The organism is Streptosporangium sp. NPDC020072 (assembly GCF_040631445.1).
Taxonomy (GTDB): domain Bacteria; phylum Actinomycetota; class Actinomycetes; order Streptosporangiales; family Streptosporangiaceae; genus Streptosporangium.
The window spans coordinates 176971-194689 of record NZ_JBEYAB010000013.1 but is presented as its reverse complement, the minus strand read 5'-3'; the positions used below and the strand labels follow the sequence as shown (position 1 = coordinate 194689).

15 protein-coding genes are annotated in these 17719 nt (G+C 69.2%); 8 read left to right on the top strand and 7 right to left on the bottom strand.

Annotated features, from left to right (window positions below; translation table 11 throughout):
• Window positions 1–85 precede the first annotated feature (85 nt).
• From ABZ470_RS29735 to ABZ470_RS29705, 7 genes are all read left to right on the top strand, one after another.
• Complete coding sequence (locus tag ABZ470_RS29735; RefSeq protein ID WP_362915562.1) at window positions 86–1258, top strand: hypothetical protein; 1173 nt, start codon at window positions 86–88, stop codon at window positions 1256–1258.
• Window positions 1255–2178, top strand: a complete 924-nt coding sequence (locus tag ABZ470_RS29730; protein WP_362779706.1) for a hypothetical protein — start codon at window positions 1255–1257, stop codon at window positions 2176–2178. The genes ABZ470_RS29735 and ABZ470_RS29730 overlap by 4 nt, the downstream gene beginning before the upstream one ends.
• Window positions 2175–2993, top strand: a complete 819-nt coding sequence (locus ABZ470_RS29725) for a class I SAM-dependent methyltransferase (protein ID WP_362915560.1) — start codon at window positions 2175–2177, stop codon at window positions 2991–2993. Before ABZ470_RS29730 ends, ABZ470_RS29725 begins: the two co-directional genes overlap by 4 nt.
• Before the next feature lie 36 nt (window positions 2994–3029).
• Window positions 3030–3947, top strand: coding sequence for a hypothetical protein (locus ABZ470_RS29720; protein WP_362915558.1), 918 nt, complete (start codon window positions 3030–3032; stop codon window positions 3945–3947).
• Between the two features lie 48 nt (window positions 3948–3995).
• Complete coding sequence (locus ABZ470_RS29715) at window positions 3996–5003, top strand: DMT family transporter (protein WP_352014967.1); 1008 nt, start codon at window positions 3996–3998, stop codon at window positions 5001–5003.
• Window positions 5000–5728 (top strand): YggS family pyridoxal phosphate-dependent enzyme, encoded by a 729-nt coding sequence (locus ABZ470_RS29710; RefSeq protein ID WP_352014966.1) that lies wholly within the window; start codon window positions 5000–5002, stop codon window positions 5726–5728. Before ABZ470_RS29715 ends, ABZ470_RS29710 begins: the two co-directional genes overlap by 4 nt.
• A gap of 663 nt (window positions 5729–6391) precedes the next feature.
• Window positions 6392–9043, top strand: a complete 2652-nt coding sequence (locus ABZ470_RS29705) for a hypothetical protein (protein WP_362915555.1) — start codon at window positions 6392–6394, stop codon at window positions 9041–9043.
• A 201-nt stretch (window positions 9044–9244) separates the two neighbouring features.
• Here ABZ470_RS29705 and ABZ470_RS29700 read toward each other — a convergent pair whose 3' ends face one another.
• Entirely contained in the window at window positions 9245–10426 is a 1182-nt protein-coding gene (locus tag ABZ470_RS29700; RefSeq protein WP_362915553.1) for a cytochrome P450, read from the bottom strand.
• A gap of 381 nt (window positions 10427–10807) precedes the next feature.
• Here ABZ470_RS29700 and ABZ470_RS29695 point away from each other — a divergent pair, with 381 nt between their 5' ends.
• Window positions 10808–11935: an SGNH/GDSL hydrolase family protein gene (locus ABZ470_RS29695; protein WP_362915551.1), complete on the top strand. Its 1128-nt coding sequence runs from the start codon at window positions 10808–10810 to the stop codon at window positions 11933–11935.
• A gap of 112 nt (window positions 11936–12047) precedes the next feature.
• Here ABZ470_RS29695 and ABZ470_RS29690 read toward each other — a convergent pair whose 3' ends face one another.
• The 6 genes from ABZ470_RS29690 to ABZ470_RS29665 all read right to left on the bottom strand — a co-directional run bounded on the left by ABZ470_RS29690 (window position 12048) and on the right by ABZ470_RS29665 (window position 17681).
• Window positions 12048–12497 carry a lasso peptide biosynthesis B2 protein gene (locus ABZ470_RS29690; protein ID WP_362915549.1) on the bottom strand — a complete coding sequence of 150 codons (450 nt, stop codon included), beginning with the start codon at window positions 12495–12497 and terminating at the stop codon, window positions 12048–12050.
• Window positions 12494–12751 carry a lasso peptide biosynthesis PqqD family chaperone gene (locus ABZ470_RS29685; RefSeq protein WP_352014961.1) on the bottom strand — a complete coding sequence of 86 codons (258 nt, stop codon included), beginning with the start codon at window positions 12749–12751 and terminating at the stop codon, window positions 12494–12496. The genes ABZ470_RS29690 and ABZ470_RS29685 overlap by 4 nt, the downstream gene beginning before the upstream one ends.
• Window positions 12729–14495 carry an asparagine synthase-related protein gene (locus ABZ470_RS29680; protein WP_362915547.1) on the bottom strand — a complete coding sequence of 589 codons (1767 nt, stop codon included), beginning with the start codon at window positions 14493–14495 and terminating at the stop codon, window positions 12729–12731. The genes ABZ470_RS29685 and ABZ470_RS29680 overlap by 23 nt, the downstream gene beginning before the upstream one ends.
• A 134-nt stretch (window positions 14496–14629) precedes the next feature.
• Window positions 14630–14776 (bottom strand): lasso RiPP family leader peptide-containing protein, encoded by a 147-nt coding sequence (locus ABZ470_RS29675; RefSeq protein WP_352015074.1) that lies wholly within the window; start codon window positions 14774–14776, stop codon window positions 14630–14632.
• A 528-nt stretch (window positions 14777–15304) separates the two neighbouring features.
• The gene (locus ABZ470_RS29670; protein WP_352014959.1) at window positions 15305–15592 is read right to left on the bottom strand and encodes a hypothetical protein; all 288 of its coding nucleotides are present in this window, start codon (window positions 15590–15592) and stop codon (window positions 15305–15307) included.
• Window positions 15593–16169: 577 nt separating this feature from the next.
• Window positions 16170–17681, bottom strand: a complete 1512-nt coding sequence (locus ABZ470_RS29665) for a tetratricopeptide repeat-containing protein (RefSeq protein WP_362915545.1) — start codon at window positions 17679–17681, stop codon at window positions 16170–16172.
• Window positions 17682–17719 lie beyond the last annotated feature (38 nt).

Genomic DNA, 17719 nt, shown 5'->3' with positions numbered 1-17719 from the left:
GGTCGCGCCGCCCCCGCTGCGGGCGGAAAGCAACGGCACTCCCCTTCGTCATCCCGGTATCCGTGTTCTAAGAGGGAGAATTCTCATGCGTGACCGCCTGACCTCCGTCGTCTCCGAATTCGGCACACCGTGCTATGTGTACGACGAGAACCTGATCGACAGGAACGTCAGCCGATTCACCGGCCTGGCATACCCGGAGAAGGCGGTTCACTTCGCCTCCATGGCCAACAACAACCCCCGGCTCCTCGAACTGGTCAGGCAGCGGGGCCTGGGCATCTTCGTCAACTCCCTGAAGCACATGAAGCTGGCTCTGAACTGTGGTTTCAGCCCCAGCGAGATCATCTACACCTCGACGGGGGTGCGGCGCGAGGACCTGGCGTTCATCGTCGAGCACGGGGTGGCCGTCAACCTGGACTCGATCGGCCAGCTGCGGCTTTTCGGCGAGGTGAACCCGGGCGGACGCTGCGGTATCCGGCTGAACATCGACGAGAACTCCCTCGACAACGTCTTTATCGGCGCCGAGAGCCGTATCGGCGTCCTCGAAAGTGAATTCGAGAAGGTCATGGCCACGGCCAAGGAGTACGACATCACCATTGTCGGAACGCACGTCTACCTTGGTACGAACATTGTCTCCCTGGCGACCATGATGCAGGGGGTCAAACGCACCCTCGAACTCTCGAACCACTTCGCCGACCTCGAATACGTGGACCTGGGCGGCGGCTTCCCGGTCAGGGGCGACGACGCCATCGATTTCGACTACGCCGAGTACGACAAGAGCATCAGCGAGGTTTTCAACGCCTACTCGAAGGAGCGCGGCCGCCCGATAAAGCTCATTCTTGAGCCCGGACGCTCCCTCTTCGGGGACACCGCTGTTTTCTGCACCTCCGTGCTCGACGTGAAGGAAAGGCCGGACCGCTTCCTGGTCTGCTGCGACGCCAGCGCGACCCTGCTTCCGCGGTCGATGTTCTACAACGAGTTCCACAACGTGGACGTCCTGGGCAAGAGCGGAGCCGTGCTTGAGAAGCCGGTCGACGTCGTGGGATCGACGACGTACTCCCGCGACTTCCTGGCCAAGGGCATCCACCTGCCCGCGCTGGAGCCCGGGGACGTCCTGGTCTTCGACCAGGCGGGAAGCTACTGCTACTCGATGATCACGCAGTTCCTCGGCCAGACCGAGCCGTGTGAGGTGCTGCTCGACAAGAGCGGCGAGCCCACGCTCATCCGGTCCCGTGAGCAACTGATCGGGAGCGACCGTTGACCGACGGACGCTGGTCGTTCGAGGAGATCGCCCCGGGCGAGGCTCACCGCCACCGGATCGTCGCGGAGGTCTGCTCCACCAGGAGCGCCTTCCAGCACATCCAGGTGCTTGAGACCGAGAGCTACGGCCGGGGCCTCTTCCTCGACGGACGGATCCAGCACGTCGCCGCGGACGAGTACATCTACAGCGAGAGCATGGTCCACCCGGCCATGTTCCTGCTGGGGGGTTCCTGCGAGCGGGCACTGTGCATCGGGGCGGGGCCCGGCGGTGTCGTGCGCGAGCTGTTGAGATACCCCGGGGTCGGCGAGGTGGTCCAGGTGGAGATCGACACCTCGGTCATCGACGTGGCCCGCGACCACCTGCCCCACGTCGGCACCGAGCACTGGTCCGACCCCCGGGTCCGGCTCCAGATCGCGGACGTGCTGGAGTACCTCGACGACGAGCCCGGCCGGTTCGACCTCATCGTCAACGACCTGAGCGAACCGCTGCCCGGCAGCCCCGCCTCCGAGGTGTTCTCGGCGCGGAGCGTCGGCCTGATGCGGTCCAGACTCAGCGAACGCGGCCTCTACGTCTCGTGGTGCGGCTCGGTCGGCCCCCGCTCGTCGGAGATGGCCGCACGGATCGGCGCCGTGGTCGAGCGGGTCTTCCCGCACGCCTACCGCTACGTCACACACCCGCAGTCGTACGGAACGGTCTGGATGACGGTCATCGGCTCCAACCTGCCGCTCGACCCGCTGGGCACCGGAGCCGCCGAGATCGACCGCCACCTCGCGGAGCGGATGACCGGCACCCTCCGCCTCTACGACGGGATCACCCACCACCACATGTTCCACGTGCCGAAGGACGTGCGCGAGGCCGTGGCCGGCGTCGACCTCGAACAGCCGATCCAGCTTCTCGTCGACGGGAGTGCCCGGACATGAAGACCGAGAACGAGAACTTCACCGCCGTCGCCCAGCTCTACGACGAGGAGATGCCGGGCAACAACCTCGTCCACGACCTCATCTACCCCGAGGTCTACGGACAGGGCGAGTACATCGGCCAGTTCAGCGACAACAGCGCCTCCGAACTCCGGCTGATGGGCTCGGCCATGAAGCTCCCGCCGGGCGCGGCGGTGCTCGACATCGGCTGCGGCACCGCCGCCGTCGCGAGCTTCCTCGCGGGGGAGTTCCGCTGGAGGATCACCGGCATCGACGTGGCGGGAAGCCCGCTGGAGAAGGCGAGAGACCGGATCACCGCGACGGGGCAGCGGGAGGAGATCCGGCTCGTGCACGGAAACGTCTACGAGCAGGAGTTCGACGGACCCTTCGACGGAGCCTACGGAACCGGCGCGTTCTGCCACTTCGACGCCGCCAGGCTCTTCGCCCGCTGCCGTGAGCTCCTGCGGCCCGGCGGCTCGCTCGCCTTCCTCGAACGGGTCCGCACGGGGGAGCTGGACGAGCGGGAGTGGCACTCGCTGACCACGGAGTGGGCCTGCCCGAGTGTCTACTCGACCGGCGAGTACGCCGACCTCCTCACCGACGCGGGCTTCGCGGTGACGGAGTGCCTCGACCTGACCGAGACCTTCCGCGACTGGCAGGACAGGTCGGTCACCGTACGGCACCGCCTCCGCGACCGGATCGTCGCCCTGACCTCGCAGGAGTACTTCGAGACGAGCACCCGGCTGGCCGACTACGAGAACGCCGTCACCAAGGCGGGAAAGCTCGGCTACGCCCTCGTCGTCGCCACCGCCCGCTGACCGTCCACACCTTCGCGAACGCAACAGGGGAATCCCATGCCGGCCGGACAGGTTGTCGAACCCATCACCGCCTACGAGCGGCACGTCCACGACGTCGTGACCGTGCACCGCGCCGGCCGTACCCCGGTCCAGGAGTTCGCGATCGTCGAGCTCGGCACGTACGGCCCCGCCCTCCTGCTCGACGGGCGGGTCCAGTCGACCGCGGGGGACGAGGCCCACTACCACGAGGCGCTGCTGTACCCCGCCTACGCGATGAGTGACCGGGTCGAGCGCGTGCTGGTCCTCGGCGGAGCGAACGGCGGTGTCCTGCACCGGCTGTGCGCCCTGCCCGACCTCCGGCGGGTGGTCCAGCTCGACGTCGACGGCGAGCTGTACGAGATCACCAGGTCGATGCTTCCCCACATGCACCGGGGGGCCGACCGCGACCCCCGGTGCCGCGTCGTGTTCGGGGACCCCCGGGCCCTCGTCCGTGAGGTCCGCGAGGCAGGTGACGACTTCGACCTGGTGGTCGCCGACCTTCCCGACGCCACGGAGGGGTCGGCGACCGAACGGCTCTTCACGGCGGAGTTCTACGCCGAGGTCAGAGGTGTCCTGCGGCCCGGAGGGCTCTTCGCGACGCAGGCGGGACCCGCGCACTTCCTCGCCGCGGACTTCTTCGCCGGCGCCCTGCGGACCCTGGGATCGGTCTTCCGGTACGCGACGCCGTACGCCATCTCGGTGCCCTCCTACGGAGTGCCGTGGGGGTTCGTCGTCGCCGGGGACACCGTCGATCCCGCGGGTGTGACGGAGGAGCGGGTGGCGGCGGCCATGGCGAAGGTGGACCCGAAGGCGTCCACCGTCTACGACGCCGTCACCCACCGCCACATGTTCGCGCTGGAGCGGCGGCTGCGCGAGGCGCTGGCCGACTCCGGCACAGTGGCCACGGACCGGAAGCCGATCAATGTAGTTTCGTGATCACTTCCGGCTTTCCGCACAGACGACGCGATGGAGAGATGAGACCCGATGGCAGTTCCCGGTAGGTCCTCGCTCGCCGGCACCACGGCCGCTGTCGCGACGGGGATCACCGCCAACCTCATCTGGGGCCTCGCGTTCCTGGTCCCCGTCCTGCTCAGCGCCTTCGACCCGGTGGTCATCACGCTCGGCAGATACGTCAGCTACGGCATCCTGTCGCTGCTGATCCTCGCGGTCACCAGGACCCGGCTCCGTGGCCTCGGAAGAGACGTCTGGCTCATGGCCGTCCTGTTCGCCTTCACCGGCAACGTCGGCTACTACTTCTTCGTCGTCCAGGGCGTCGCCCTGGTCGGAGCCCCCGTCGTCACCGTGATCATCGGTACCCTCCCGGTCACCGTCGCCCTCTACGGCAACTGGCGGCACAAGGAGTTCCCCTTCGGCCGCCTCGCCCTGCCCATCGCCCTCATCGCCGCCGGGCTCGTCCTCGTCAACCTCACCGAGGCCGGTTGGTCGGGCACCGGAGACCGGCCGCTCGCCGCCCAGCTCGCCGGCGCGGGCTGCGCCCTCCTCGCCCTGCTGATGTGGACCTGGTACGGCGTCGCCAACGCGGCCTTCCTCAAGACCCACCCGGAGATGTCCTCGGGGCGGTGGTCGACCCTCATCGGCGTGGTGACCCTCGTCATGGCGCTGCTGGCCAGCCCACTGCTGCTGCTCGGCGCCTCCGCCTCCCCCGCCCCCGGCACCGGTGGGGCGAGGGACTCGGTGGCCTGGCTGATAGCGGGCAGCCTCATCCTGGGCGTCATGGTCTCCTGGGTCGGCACCCTGCTGTGGAACAGGGCCTCCCACCAGCTCCCGGTCTCGGTCTCCGGACAGCTCATCGTCTTCGAGACGATCTCCGGGCTCGCCTACGTCTTCCTCGCCGAACGCCGTCTGCCGCCGCCCGTCGAGATCGTGGGCATCGCCGTCGTCATCATCGGTGTCCTGATCGGCATCCGGCGGTCGATGCGTCAGGCCGTCCGCGAGCCCGTCGGCCACCTCAACGATGGGAAGGACCGATGAACTCCGAAGAACTGCTCGTCAGGCTGACCGCGATCCGGGACAGGGTGACCGTCGCGGCCGAGAAGTCCGGCCGGAACGGCGAGGAGGTGACCGTCATCGCGGTCACCAAGACCCATCCGGCCACGACCGTCGCCCACCTGTACGGCACCGGCGTGACCGATCTCGGGGAGAACCGGATCCAGGAGGCCTCCACCAAGATCGACGAACTGGGCCACGACCCCTGGCGCTGGCACCTCATCGGGTCCCTGCAGTCCAACAAGGCGGCCCAGGCGGTGCGGATGTTCGACGTCGTCCACTCCGTGGACACCCTGAAGCTCGCCCGGCGTCTCGACCGGGTCCTCGCCGACGATCCCGAGCGGGGCCCGATGCGGATCCTGCTCCAGGTCAACGTCGCCGACGAGGCGAGCAAGTCCGGTTTCGACCTCCGCGGCCCCGGTGACGGGGAGAGATGGGAACGGTTCCTCGGCGTCGTCCGTGAGATCGCGGCGCTGCCCAACCTGGTGCCGTGCGGCCTCATGACGGTCGCCCCCCTGGTGGACGACCCGGAACAGGTCCGTCCCTGCTTCCGGGCGCTCGCCCGCATCAGGGACGCGCTGCGCGAGCACGTGCCGGACCGCGACTGGCGTGAGCTGTCGATGGGCATGTCCAACGACTTCGAGATCGCCGTCGAGGAGGGCGCCACCCTGGTGCGGATCGGCAGGGCCATCCTGGGGGCCCGGAGCTGACGGGGGCACACCCGTGCGGCGGAATCGCTTCCCGTTGGCGTGAAAAAGCAGATGAACATTCCTACCCTATCGGACTTACCGTCAAATAACGCAGGGTATAGCGAAATTAACGCTTTGCATGTGATCCATGGTGGTTTGGTGTTAAATTCAGCCATGGCGAGATGGTGACTCGCTCTCAGTGATTTCGTTACGCCTGAAGGGCTGAAACGATCATGAGTGAGAATTCGGCTGATTTTTCGAGACAGGTTCCGACGGCGATCGGGAGTGAGGAGAAGGGCTTCGGCGTCACGGCGGGGCGGGGGGCGCGCTGCCGCGGTGTGTCTCCGGAACGGCTCTGATCAGGCGCAATACATCTGAGGTGCCGTGATCGCGGTCGTCGGCCAGAACGGCACCGGTTCTCAGGCGGTGTTACAGGAGCGGACAGGCGAACTTCCGGGATCGATGCGGATCCGGCTGTACGGGGCGGCGCCCTGTCGGGGCAGGCGGGCGCCATTGGCAGGCGGACACCGAACGCCGGAGCCGTCACGCCTTTCCCCTGATATTTCGGGATGCGCCATGAATGTTCCTCACGATCCATCCGATATTCCGGTTTTCCCTGGCGCCGGGTATCTCCTGCGGTTGATCGCCAGGCTCGCTCGTCGGCCGAGACGTGGTGAATGTCCGGTGCCCGACAGTCACAGAGGGGTGAGGCAGGGCAGAGAAGGACTCCCGATCGTCTACGTCGTCGGCGCCGAGAAGCACACGAAACTCTCCCACGGGCTCGCCCACTTCCTGCGTGAGGCCGATCCACGCCGGGTGCCGTACGGCCTGTGCGTCTTCTCCGACCGGGCGTTGGGCTCGGAACGTGAGTCCGTCGAGGTCACACGCGCCGCGTTGGCGGAACTGGCGCAGGCGTTCGGCCGCGATGTCAACGGCCGTGACGGCAAGGTGCGTTTCCGCAGGTTCGGCCTGGTCAACTGGCTCCTGCAACAGAGCGACGCGGACGCCGTGGACGGCCACACACCGACGCTCCTGCGCAGGCTGCGGGAACGTGAGATCCGCCGCAGGGGGGTGTTCGGGTTCCTGCGCTCACCCCAGGCGGAATTCGCCGTGGGCGAGGTGCCCTGGTGGTTACGGCTGCTCTGCCTGTACGTCTTCCCCCTCGCCTGGTTCAGGATACGTCTCGGGCTCGGCGGAGAGTATCGATGGCTGCTTCGCCAGCCGTACCTCTCACCGGCCGATCCGGGCACGTTCATCGGTTTCGCGGAAAAGCTGACGGGCCCGAACAAGGACGTCGAGAACATCGAGCAACTCCGCAAACTCATGGCGAACGCGTTCATGGAGGACCTGCGGGTCGCCTACCGCCGTCGGTTCTGGCGTCCCAGAGCCGCACGGCGCATGGCGTACTGCGTGGCGATATTCGACGGGACGACTTCTGAGAACGGGGGCGACACGCTCCTGGAGACCATCATCGACGTCCGCATCGACACAGGGGCCTTCGACCCCCTCCTCGTCATAGCGTGCGACACGGCGGTGCCGGAACCGGGGTCGCGCCTATACGGCTACTGGGGCGACAACCGGCTCTGGACCCTCGACGATCGGCGTTATGACGGCTGGCGTGACGGCTTCCTGCGCCACGCCCGCGCCAGGACACACGATTCCTGGTACCTCCCGCTGCTCGTTCCCGACCCGATGTCGCCGACCGAAACGGGATACGACTTCATCCGCCAGAAAGAGGTCGCCCAGGACGCGCGGCTACGTGTTCCGGCGCCGCCTCTGTGGGCGCGCCGTTCGACCGGCAGGATGCTCGCCGCCGCCGTGGCCCTGGTGCTGGCCGGTGCCGGTGTCAGGCAGTGGTACGCCATCCAGGACTACCAGAGCGCCCACTGCGGGCTGGACGTGTTCGCCGCCGACTCCGGCACGGTCCAGACCATGCCCACAGGCGAGTGCGTCGGCGTCTCGCGGTACGGATTCTCCTTCCAGACCTCGGACGGAAAGCTGAAGGCGACCCTCCAGACCGTCAACGAGCTGAACCGCAAGGCCGACGAGCTGCACAAGCAGGACCCGAAACGCCCCCTGATCACGCTCGTTCACCTGTCGGCGTTGTTCAGCACCACCGACAGATCCCCACGGGCACGGGCCTACGTGCGCGAGGCCCTGCAGGGGGCGGCCAGCGCGCAGTCACGTCAACTCCGCAGGTCCGGTCCCGTAGAGCCCATAGTCCGCGTCTATCCGGCGAACGCGGGGTCGGGAATGAGGTACGGCCCCCAGGTCGCCGAGATCCTGGCGCGCCTCAAGGAGAAGGACCCCACGATTCTCGGCGTGACCGGCCTCGACCAGAGCAGGGACGCCACCAGCCGGACGATCCGCGCCCTGACCAAGGTCGGGCTCCCCGCGGTGGGCACGATCCTCTCCGCGGACACCCTCATCCGCCAGTCGCCCATGTACTTCCAGATCTCGCCGCAGAACAGGCGTGAGGCCGAGGTCGCCGCGGCGTACGCGGGCCGCCTTCGCTACAGAACAGGGGAGAAAATAGACCGCAAGGTTCGCATACTTTATTCCGACGATCCGATGGACATCTACAGCGACAATCTGAAGGACGACGTCGAGAAGAGCTTCAAGGAGATCGGGTTCGCCACCGAGGTCATTCCGTACTCCACTCCGAGCGTGGACTCCAGCAGGATCTCCGCCGGGCTGATCGACCTGGGAAGACAGGCGTGCCACTACTCAGGGCTGATCTTCTTCGCGGGACGCGCGGAGGACTTCGAGTCGATGCTGGGCGGCGTCAACGAGGCCTGCAACTCAGAACCGCCCACCATTCTCGGTGGCGACGACGTGGCTCGCCTGGCCGCCGACGCCGAACGCCGGAAGAACTTTCCCGGAATCTCCTACGACTTTCTCGACTTCGCGCTCGACGCCGCACGCTGCGACAGCACCAGCGAGCTCTACGCCGAGCTGGCGGAGCTGTTCCCCGATGAGTGCAGTCAGCTGGAGAGCTCCTCGCTGGACGGGCACGCCGCGATCGCTTTCGACGCCGTCAGGCTCTACGTCAACGCCGTCAGGCAGCTGAAGGAGGAGTTCCTGGACATGCCGCTGACGTCGGCGACGATCTGGCACGCCATCAGCGGCGTCTACGGAGACAAGGCGCTCGACGGGGAAAGCGGCATGATCGACTTCGGCGGTGACGTCGACCGTCAGGTCCCGCTGGACAAGCTCATCTCCGTTCAGCGCGTCGACGGCTTCGGCCGACCGGCGCAGGTGGGGTTCTGCGGCCGGGTCGGCGGCCTGAAACAGGCGTCGTGGTGCCCCGCCCTGGAGGTCGGCCCCGTCCGGTGACCCAATGTCAGGCGGCGGGCCGGGGCAGGTTCGCCCGGCGACTCCACCGGCGACGCGGTGCCGTACGGCCCGCCGGTCCGCACAGGGTGCGGACCCGGGCGCGACCGCCTCCGCGCCACCGAACGGTTCCAGAGCGGAGAGTGGCTTTTCACATACACAAAGTGATGTATGTGGGCAAGTTTTCGATAGATCGAAGCCCTGTCACCAGCTGACGGGCAGGGCGGTCAGGCTGCCGGTCACCACGTTCGCGTCGAAGGTCAGCTCCTCCGGCGCGCAGCCGAGCCTCATGGCGGGAAAGCGACCGGTCAACCGGGAGAAGACCGCCTGGAGTTCGATGCGGGCCAGCGGCGCGCCGATGCAGTAGCGGGCGCCGTGGCCGAAGGTCAGGTGCGGTACGGCCGCGCGACCGATGTCGAAGCGGTCGGGGTCGTCGAACACGGCGGCGTCGTAGTTGGCCGCGCCGGTGTCCAGCAGCACCAGGTCACCGGCGCGTATCCGCACGCCGGCGATCTCCAGGTCGGTGCGGGCGTAGCGCGCGATGCCGTCCCCGCCAAGGCTGAGCGCGCGCAGGATCTCCTCGACCGCCGTGCCGATCCGGGACGGGTCGGCCACCAGCGCCTGCCACTGGCCCGCCGTGGACAGCAGCCACAGCACCCCCGCGTCGATCGCCGTGACCGTGGTCTCGTGCCCGGCGAACAGCAGGATCATGCTCATCGTGGCGGCCTCCTCGTCGCTGACCCCGTCGGTGGCGGCCAGCCGGGAGATCACATCGGCGTCGGTGTCACCCTCGGCCCGTTTACGGGCCACCAGGCGCCGGCCGTAACCGAACAGTTCCTCAAGGCCCTGCTCGGAACGGGCCCGGTCGGTGACGTCGCTCGCGGCCTGGCTCCAGGCGCCGAACTGCGCGCGGTCCTCGTAGGGCACGCCGAGCAGTTCGCAGATGACCGCGATGGGCAGCGGCAGCGCCAGTGCGGAGTGCAGGTCGGCGGGTGGCCCGGCGGCGGCCAGCTCGTCCAGCAGGGTGGCGGTGAGCGTCTCGACACGGGCGCGCAGGACGCGCATCCGTTTGGGCGAGAAGTGCGGCTGCAACAGCGAGCGCATCCGCCGGTGGTCGGCCTGCTCGGTCTCGAAGTCGCCCATCGGCCCGCCGAACATCACCGACTCCCCGGTGCGGGAGGCGTGTTCGGGATCGTGGTGGGACCGGCCGAGCCGGTCGTCGTTCAGCAACCGGCGCACCTCCGCGTATCCGGTGACCTGCCATCCGGGGGTGCCGAGGGCGGTGCGGACGGCATGGATGGGGCCACGGGCCTGCAGTTCGCGCAGCAGCGGCGCGGGCAGCATCGGGCCGGGCCGCTCGAACGGCAGCTGAACACGAGTGGTCACGATTCCTCCAGAAGGCAGACGCGGGTGTGGACACACGGAGGGGACGGACCTGGACGCGGCCATCCGCGCCTTCGCCCGCGCCGGATACGCCGCCGACGTCATTCCGGCGGGCGGCGCAGGGGGGAACGCGGCACCGACGTGGACCTGGTGCCGCACGAGCCGGGCGGGTGTTTTGACCCCTTAAGTCCTATACCCACTTCCCGTACGGCACCGTCGAGGCATTCGCGCGGCCCGTGGACGATCGGGGCGCCGGGTCACCGCCGCAGGTCAGATGAGGCCCTGTCCGGCCCCTGACGTCGCGGGCCAGGGATCTGGCACCGCCACAGCCCGCATGCTATAGGTAGTCAAACAACTACCAAGAGTGATCGACGTAGGAGAAGCATGCGCCCACCTTCCATCGCCCTGAGCGTCGCCCTCGCCGGTGGCATCGTCGCGAACCTGCTGAGCGGCTCCGCCGCCCACGCCGCCCCGGTCACGACCCCGAACACGGCGGCTCAGCAGCCGCTGAAGTGGACCGCGCTCGGCGACTCCTACAGCGCAAACGCCCTTGTTCCCCGCTGGGACCCCAGCGACGGCTGCGCCCGGTCCAACCACAACTGGGAACAGCAGCTTGCCCAGCGGCTGAACGCCGAGACCTCCAACTGGGTTCGGCTCACCGACGTCTCCTGCGGCGCCGCCGAGATCGAAAAGGGAGTTCTGTCCCCGCAGACCTGCGACCTGCTCCTTGGTCCGCCGTTCAACCACGGCACCTGCGCATGGCCGGCCAGGCCCGCGCAGATCGACGCGCTCAACGGCGACGAGGACGTCGTCACCATCGGAATCGGCGGCAACACCCTCGGGTTCGCCGGCATCCTGGCCAAGTGCCTGGAGATGGGGGTGAAGCAGGGCGACCCGCCGACCCTGGGCCCGGGGTGCAGGGACTACTACGAGAACGGGGAGGGCCGTCAGTGGCTGGCGGACAGGTTCGCCACCCTGACCCGTGAGTACACCCTCATGATGCGGCGGATCCACGAGCGCGCTCCGCACGCGAAGGTGTTCCTGCTGGGCTACCCCACGGTCGTGTCCAGGCCGTTCAACCAGACCACCTGCTACTGGGGGAACTTCAAGCGGCTGGGCACCGTCCGCCTCGGCGTGGACGGCGACTTCCTCATCGCCCTGGAGCGGCGCCTCAACGAGGCGATCAGGCAGCAGGCGCGGGACAACCAGGGGTGGGCCACCTACGTCGACACCTACGAGTCCAGCCAGGGCAAGGGCGTGTGCGCCAGGGGCGCCGACCAGTGGATGTACGGAGTGTTCGACGACCTGGTGATTCCCGAAGGCGAGACCAAGCCGGCCGACCCGGCCGAATACCGGTGCGATCTCCTGAACATGCTCCCGGCCGGCGTCCCCAAGGGTGAGGCCTGCACCCTCATCCACCCCAACGTCCGCGGCGCGGCGAACCAGGCCAACCAGATGTACGCGGCGTTCCGCAGCGCGGGCCTGACCCCGGGACCGAGGTCCAAGGGCTAGGCCGCGACCACACCGGCCCGGCGCGGACGCCGGTGTGGTGAGCGGTGCGACGGCGGGCACCGGCCGGATCGTCGGCCGGTGCCCGTCTCATCGACCGGTGTCCACCGGGTGGTCAGGCACAGTGCCGGTCAGGCCGCCGGGACCCCCGGTCGGGAGACGGCGGGACGCTGAGGATGATGCCGTAGCCGGTGATGTCGGAGGGCTCGCCGACGGGCCTGCCGTCGGCCTGGATCCAGGCGTGGGCGGCGAAGGGCGGGGTGCGTACGCCGGTGCACCAGGTGGGCCAGTGACCGCGCAGGCGGCACAGCAGGGTCGCGGCGAGAGAGCGCTGCAGGCAGTGGCGTCCGGCGCACATGGTGCTGGTGGCGGTGACGGCGGTGCGGGCGTCCAGCGCCTGGGCGTGTGTGGCGGGACGGGTGCCGTGGCGCAGCAGGGTCAGGACGGCGACGATGCGCCGTGGCGGCAGGTGGGCCAGCAGACGGGCGGCGGCGACGGCGGTGCGGGCGGCGACGCGGGTGCGCAGCGGGGGCCGGGTCTTCGGGGAGTGGAGAGTCTGGCTCACGACCGGACCAGCCCGGTACGACGCAGGTCGTCGAGTAGGGCGGCGATGTCGTCGGCGGCCTGCCGGTGAGTGACCGGTTGACGGCGAACGAGCTGGTCGGCGAGCTGGTCGGCGGTGGTGCCGCCGAGCAGGGCGCGCAGCACCTCGGCCCCGGTGGCGTTGGTCTGCCAGTATCGGCCACGGCGGGTGTCGAGCAGGATGAGCGCCTGCCCGGTGTCGTAGAGGGTGACATCAGGGCACAGGGTCAGGCTCATGACGGTGGACCTTCAGGTAGGCGGGTTCGGGGTGGGCGGCGATGTCGCGCAGCCAGGCCTCGGCGGCCAGGGTGTGTTCGAGCTCGGCGGCACCGCCGGTGAGCAGGGCGGGGCTGATCAGCGCGCGGCGCAGCGCGCCGGGGTCGGCCAGGCCGATGGCGGCCAGGTGAGAGTCGGTGGCGAAGGCGGCCAGGGTGTGGCGGTTGGCGACCAGGCCGGAGTGCCATTCGTCGCCGCAGTGGTCCTTGGTGGTTCGCTCCAGGATCGCGTCAGGGACCAGGCCGCGCATCGCCTCGGCCAGCAACGGCTTGTAGACCCAGGGGGAGGCGGCGTCCTCGGGCCGGACCGCGAGGCACGCCTCAAGCACTGCGTCGTCACAGAACGGCGTGTGGATCGGCAGCCCGCCGCGGTCGGGTCCGTGGGCGGCGGTGATGCCGCAGGCGCCCCGACCGGCCTGTATCGCCTGCTCGACCCGTGCGTGGTGACCGCGTTCGGCGGCCAGCGGGCCGTCTCCGTTCTCGGCCGCGTCCCGCAACAGACCGGCGACCAGGTCACGGGCGTGGTCACCGGCCCAGACCGGCAGGGTGACCGGTGGCCCCCAGCCGACCGGCGGCCTGCCGAGCGCCGTCCTGGGGGAGCCGAGCAGCCGGGCCTGCGCATTCAGCCAGGAGGGGTAGGAACCCATGTCGGTGAGCAGGCGGGCGGCCGACGCGAGCGGCCAGCGGGATCGGGCCCGGTAGCCGGTGGTGTGACGCAACGCCAGCAGCGGGCGGCGGCGGGCCAGGCCGTGCACGTATCCGGGCGGCGGGATCACCGCGTGGTCGCCGCCGTGCCCGGAGAACCGGGCGACGGCGCCGTGCTCGCGCAGCAGTTCGGTCATGTGCCCCTGCTGGAGACGGTCGCGGATCCCGAGTGAGGGTCCGTCCCCGGGTTCCAGGCGGAGGTGCAGGCCGTCGAAGTGCCCCGGCACCCGATCGGAGGGGAACGTCAGGTGCGGCACGCCGAGCGCGTCGACCGCCTGGCGTGCGTAGCGATGGTCCTGGTTGTTCGGGTTGGCCCAGTGCAGGGTGGCGGCCACCAGCCGCGCTCCGGCCTCGGCGGCGAGGAACGCCACCGAAGTGGAGTCCGTCCCGCCCGACACGTCCGCTCCCCACACCTGCCCGGTCCGCACCCGCACCGCCACGGCCTCGCACAGGGCGTGCCGCAGGGCGGTCGCGCCCTGCTTCAGCGGTAGCACCGGCTCGGGCGCACGCCACCAGACGCGGGACCGGCCGACGCCGTCCGCGTCCACCAGCAGCGCCCGCCCCGGCCCGATCGACTCCACCCCCTGCCAGGCCACCGCCTCACCCAGCGGGTACGGCACGCCAGGCCCGGCCAGCAAGGCGGCCAGAACGGCCGGGTCCGCCGTCGCCCCCGTCAGATGAGCGAGCGTCCGCGCCCGGTCGGCCACCACGGTGACCCCGCCCATCCGGGCGTGGTAGAGCCGTCGTGCCCCGAACGCGCTTCCCCGCGCGTAGGTCTCTCCGTCGACGGAGGCCAGCACCGCGAACGAACCGGCGGCGCCGTCCAGCACCGCCTCCACCTCCTGTGGGCGGCTCACGGCGACCGATCGCCGTGCCAGTTCGTCCCCGCCGAGGGAACACAGGCCGAGGACCGCCAGCCGTACCCGGCCCGAACCCGCCAGGACCAGTTCGTCGCCGTCCCAGCATCCCACCAGCCAGGGACGGCCGGACGCGTGCGGCACCACATGACACCCACGCCCCCGAACCCGCCCGACGGCGTCACCCGCCGCCGCGCAGTCCGGCAGCGCCACCAGCCACGATCGGCCGCACCCGCGCATCCGGCCGCCCCCTTCCTGCTACGAACAGTCGGTCAGTGTCAGTCTTCGCCGTACGGACGGAAGAAGAAGGTGCCTTCCGGGCGCTCCGGGTCGAGGTTGCCGAGGGTCGTGGCGGCGAACGCGCCGACCTCCGCCACCAGTGGCGGCTCGTACACCTTCACCGGCTCCGGCATGTCCTGCTTCATCTGATTCACCTCCTTTCCTGAGCAGTCGATGACGCCATTACAGCTAAAAGTAAGTGCCTGATGACTATCTGTTACTACCTGGGACGGAGAGCTTCGCATCACGCGGCCACCAGCTGAGCGTCACCGGTTCCGCATGTCACACTGCGTTATCGGCCAAGTTGGCCTGATTCCTGTAGGCGGGGAGCCAAGGGCCGCCGCGACGCCGTCCGGAGGTGTGGATCCCGGCGCCGGTCCGCTGTGCGGACGGTCGTCCTGGGGGTGCGGCGCGGGCCTGCCGACGTCGGCCGAGGCTCTACGGCGCCGGGCGAGGTGGGGCCGAGCCCTTCCAGGCGGACCTCGCGCGGCTCGCCCCTGGGGCCGGGGTGTCGTCACGCCGCGGGCGGGCGAGCCGTGGATCACGGTTCCGGCGGCGGCCGTGGACGGTGCTACGCCGGGTTCTCTCCGTGCCCGGGGAAGGCGACGTCGCCGCCGGAGGGTGGTTGGGGCAGGGGCCAAGCCTGTCCGGCCGCGCCCCTGCCCGGTCGGTTGTCAGGCGACGAAGACGCTGCTGCCGAACTCCTGGGTGGTGCGTCCGCCGGGCTGGACGACGGCGACGATCTGGCCCGTGCAGTTGGGACCGCTGTAGACGAGCGCGTACTCGTTGGTCTCGTTGCGCAGGATCAGCGGCCTCAGGCGCGCGTCGACGCAGCCGGACGGGTTCTCGACCACCTGGCCTCCGCCGAACACGAGCCGCCCGTGCGCGGCCATGGCGGTGGTGGGCAGCAGGGTCAGTGCCGCCGCACCGAGGGCGGCGAGAAGGTGGACGCTACGTCGCATGATGGGGCTCCCCTGTTCGGGCCGAGGCGGTGTTTCCGCCGTAGGACATTCCGATCATGCACTCTGTGTAGTCGTTCGGCCACAAAGGTGAAGGCGTGTCTTCGGTGGCGGGTGGATCCGACGGGGTTGTCCGTCGGCGCCGTCAGGGGTCCGGGTGCGCCGGGCCGGAGGGCGCTTCGAGAGAAGCCCGGGTGGTCTCTCCGGCGACCTTGTGGCGGCCGTGTCGAGACGGTCTTTCGGTGGCCGTCCGCGAGCCGCCGGAACAGGGGGACGTAGGAGTTCGGCGGGATTTCCGTTGAGTGTTGGTTTCTGTTCGTCTCCGGTTTGTCCGAGGGCTTCTACGCCGTTTACCGACAGGGGCGGCCCTGGGAGAAATAGGAACGATTGATTTATCCCGTGCCTCTTGGGAAAAGCCTGCGAGGTCGAAACGTGCCACGTGCGTGCCGAAGGCGATCCGCCGTACCGCTCTTCGCCTCGAAGACGCACGAAGATGTGGTGGCCGGTTCGCTCCCGGCACGCGAACGGCTGAACGCCGTGAACCGTCGGCACAGACCGCTCGGGTGACGCGCCGCCGTACTCAGGGAGTACGGATCTTCCCGAGGCTCGCCCGTGCCACCCGGGTGATCCGATGCCTGGCCCCCAGAACCCGCTCGCAGTCCGCCAGGGTCCGTTCGTACAGCTCGACGGCCTGCCTGGTCCGCCCGGTCGTCTGGTAGGAGTTCGCGAGGTTCAACCGGGAGATCAGGGTGTCGAGGTGGTCGGGGCCGAAGCCCTGTTCGCAGCCTGCCACCGCTCGTTCGTACAGTTCGACGGCCTCCGGCCGTTCGTTCGCCTGGTAGGCGTGCGCGAGGTTCTGGCGGGCGTTGTTGGTGGCGAGATGGTCGGTGCCGAGGGCGCGTTCGCAGGCGATCAACGCCTGTTCGCACAGGCCGACGTCCCCTTCGATCTTTCCGGCCACCCGGTAGACGTTTATGAGGCTGTTGCGCACGGTCAGGGTGATGAGATGGTCGGAACCCAGCACGCGTTCACAGTCGGGCAGCAGGTTCTCGCCCACGCGCATGGCCGGTTTCACCTTCCTCATCAGGATGAAGGACCGCATGACGTCCGCACGGCCGGCCAGGGTGTCGGGATGGGCGGAGCCCAGAGCCGCCGCCTGTCGGCGCTCCACATGTACGTAGTGGCTCAGGGCCGGTCTCATCCATCGCAACGCTTCGTAGGCGCTCGCGAGGCCGCGGCAGGTGGCCAGGGTGTCGGGGTGGTCGAAGCCCAGTGTCTTCCTGCGCCGGGCCAGCGTCCGCTTGTAGAGGGCGACGGCCTCTCTCATTCTCCCCGTCAGCTGGTAGGCCTGGGCGAGACCGTGGCGACTGGCCAGGGTGATGGGGTGGTCGGGGCCGAAGGCCCGCTCGCAGCCGGCCATCATCTGTTCGCACAGGGCGACGGTCTTGTCCACCTCGCCTTTCGCCCAGTAGGCGTCCACGAGGTCACGACGGATGGCCAGGGTGGCGGGGTGGTCGTTGCCGAAGGCCTGCTCGCAGCCGGCCAGCGCCTTTTCGTTCGTGGCAAGGGCCTTGTCCTGCTCACCTGTCGCCTGGTACGCCTCGGCGAGGTTCTTGAGGCTGGTCACGGTGGTGAAGTGGTCGGTGCCGAGGGCCCGTTCGCAGTCGGCCACCAGTCGTTCGTGCAGGGTGATGGCCTTGTGCGTCTCACCCGCCGTCCGGTACGACTCGGCGAGGTTGTGCCGACTGGCCAGGGTGTCGGGATGGTCGGCGCCGAGAACCCGCTCCCGGTCGGCCACCAGCTGTTCGGACAGAGCGATGCTCCTGACCGCCTCGCCTGCCGCCCAGTGGGCGCTCGCGAGGTTGTGGCGGCTGTCCAGGGTGTCGGGGTGATCGGCGCCGAGAACCCGCTCCCGGTCGGCCACCACCTGTTCGTAGAGGGTGATGGCCTTGTCCGCCTGCCCCGCCGTCCGGTGGGCCTCGGCGAGGTCGTGGCGGCAGGTCAGGGTGTCCGGATGGTCGGGGCCCAGGGTGCGTTCGAGGTCGGCCAGCGCTCGCCGACACAGTGCGACGGACGACCGTGCCCCGTTCATAACCACTCGACGGTCACGTCACGGGTGGCCCACGCCAC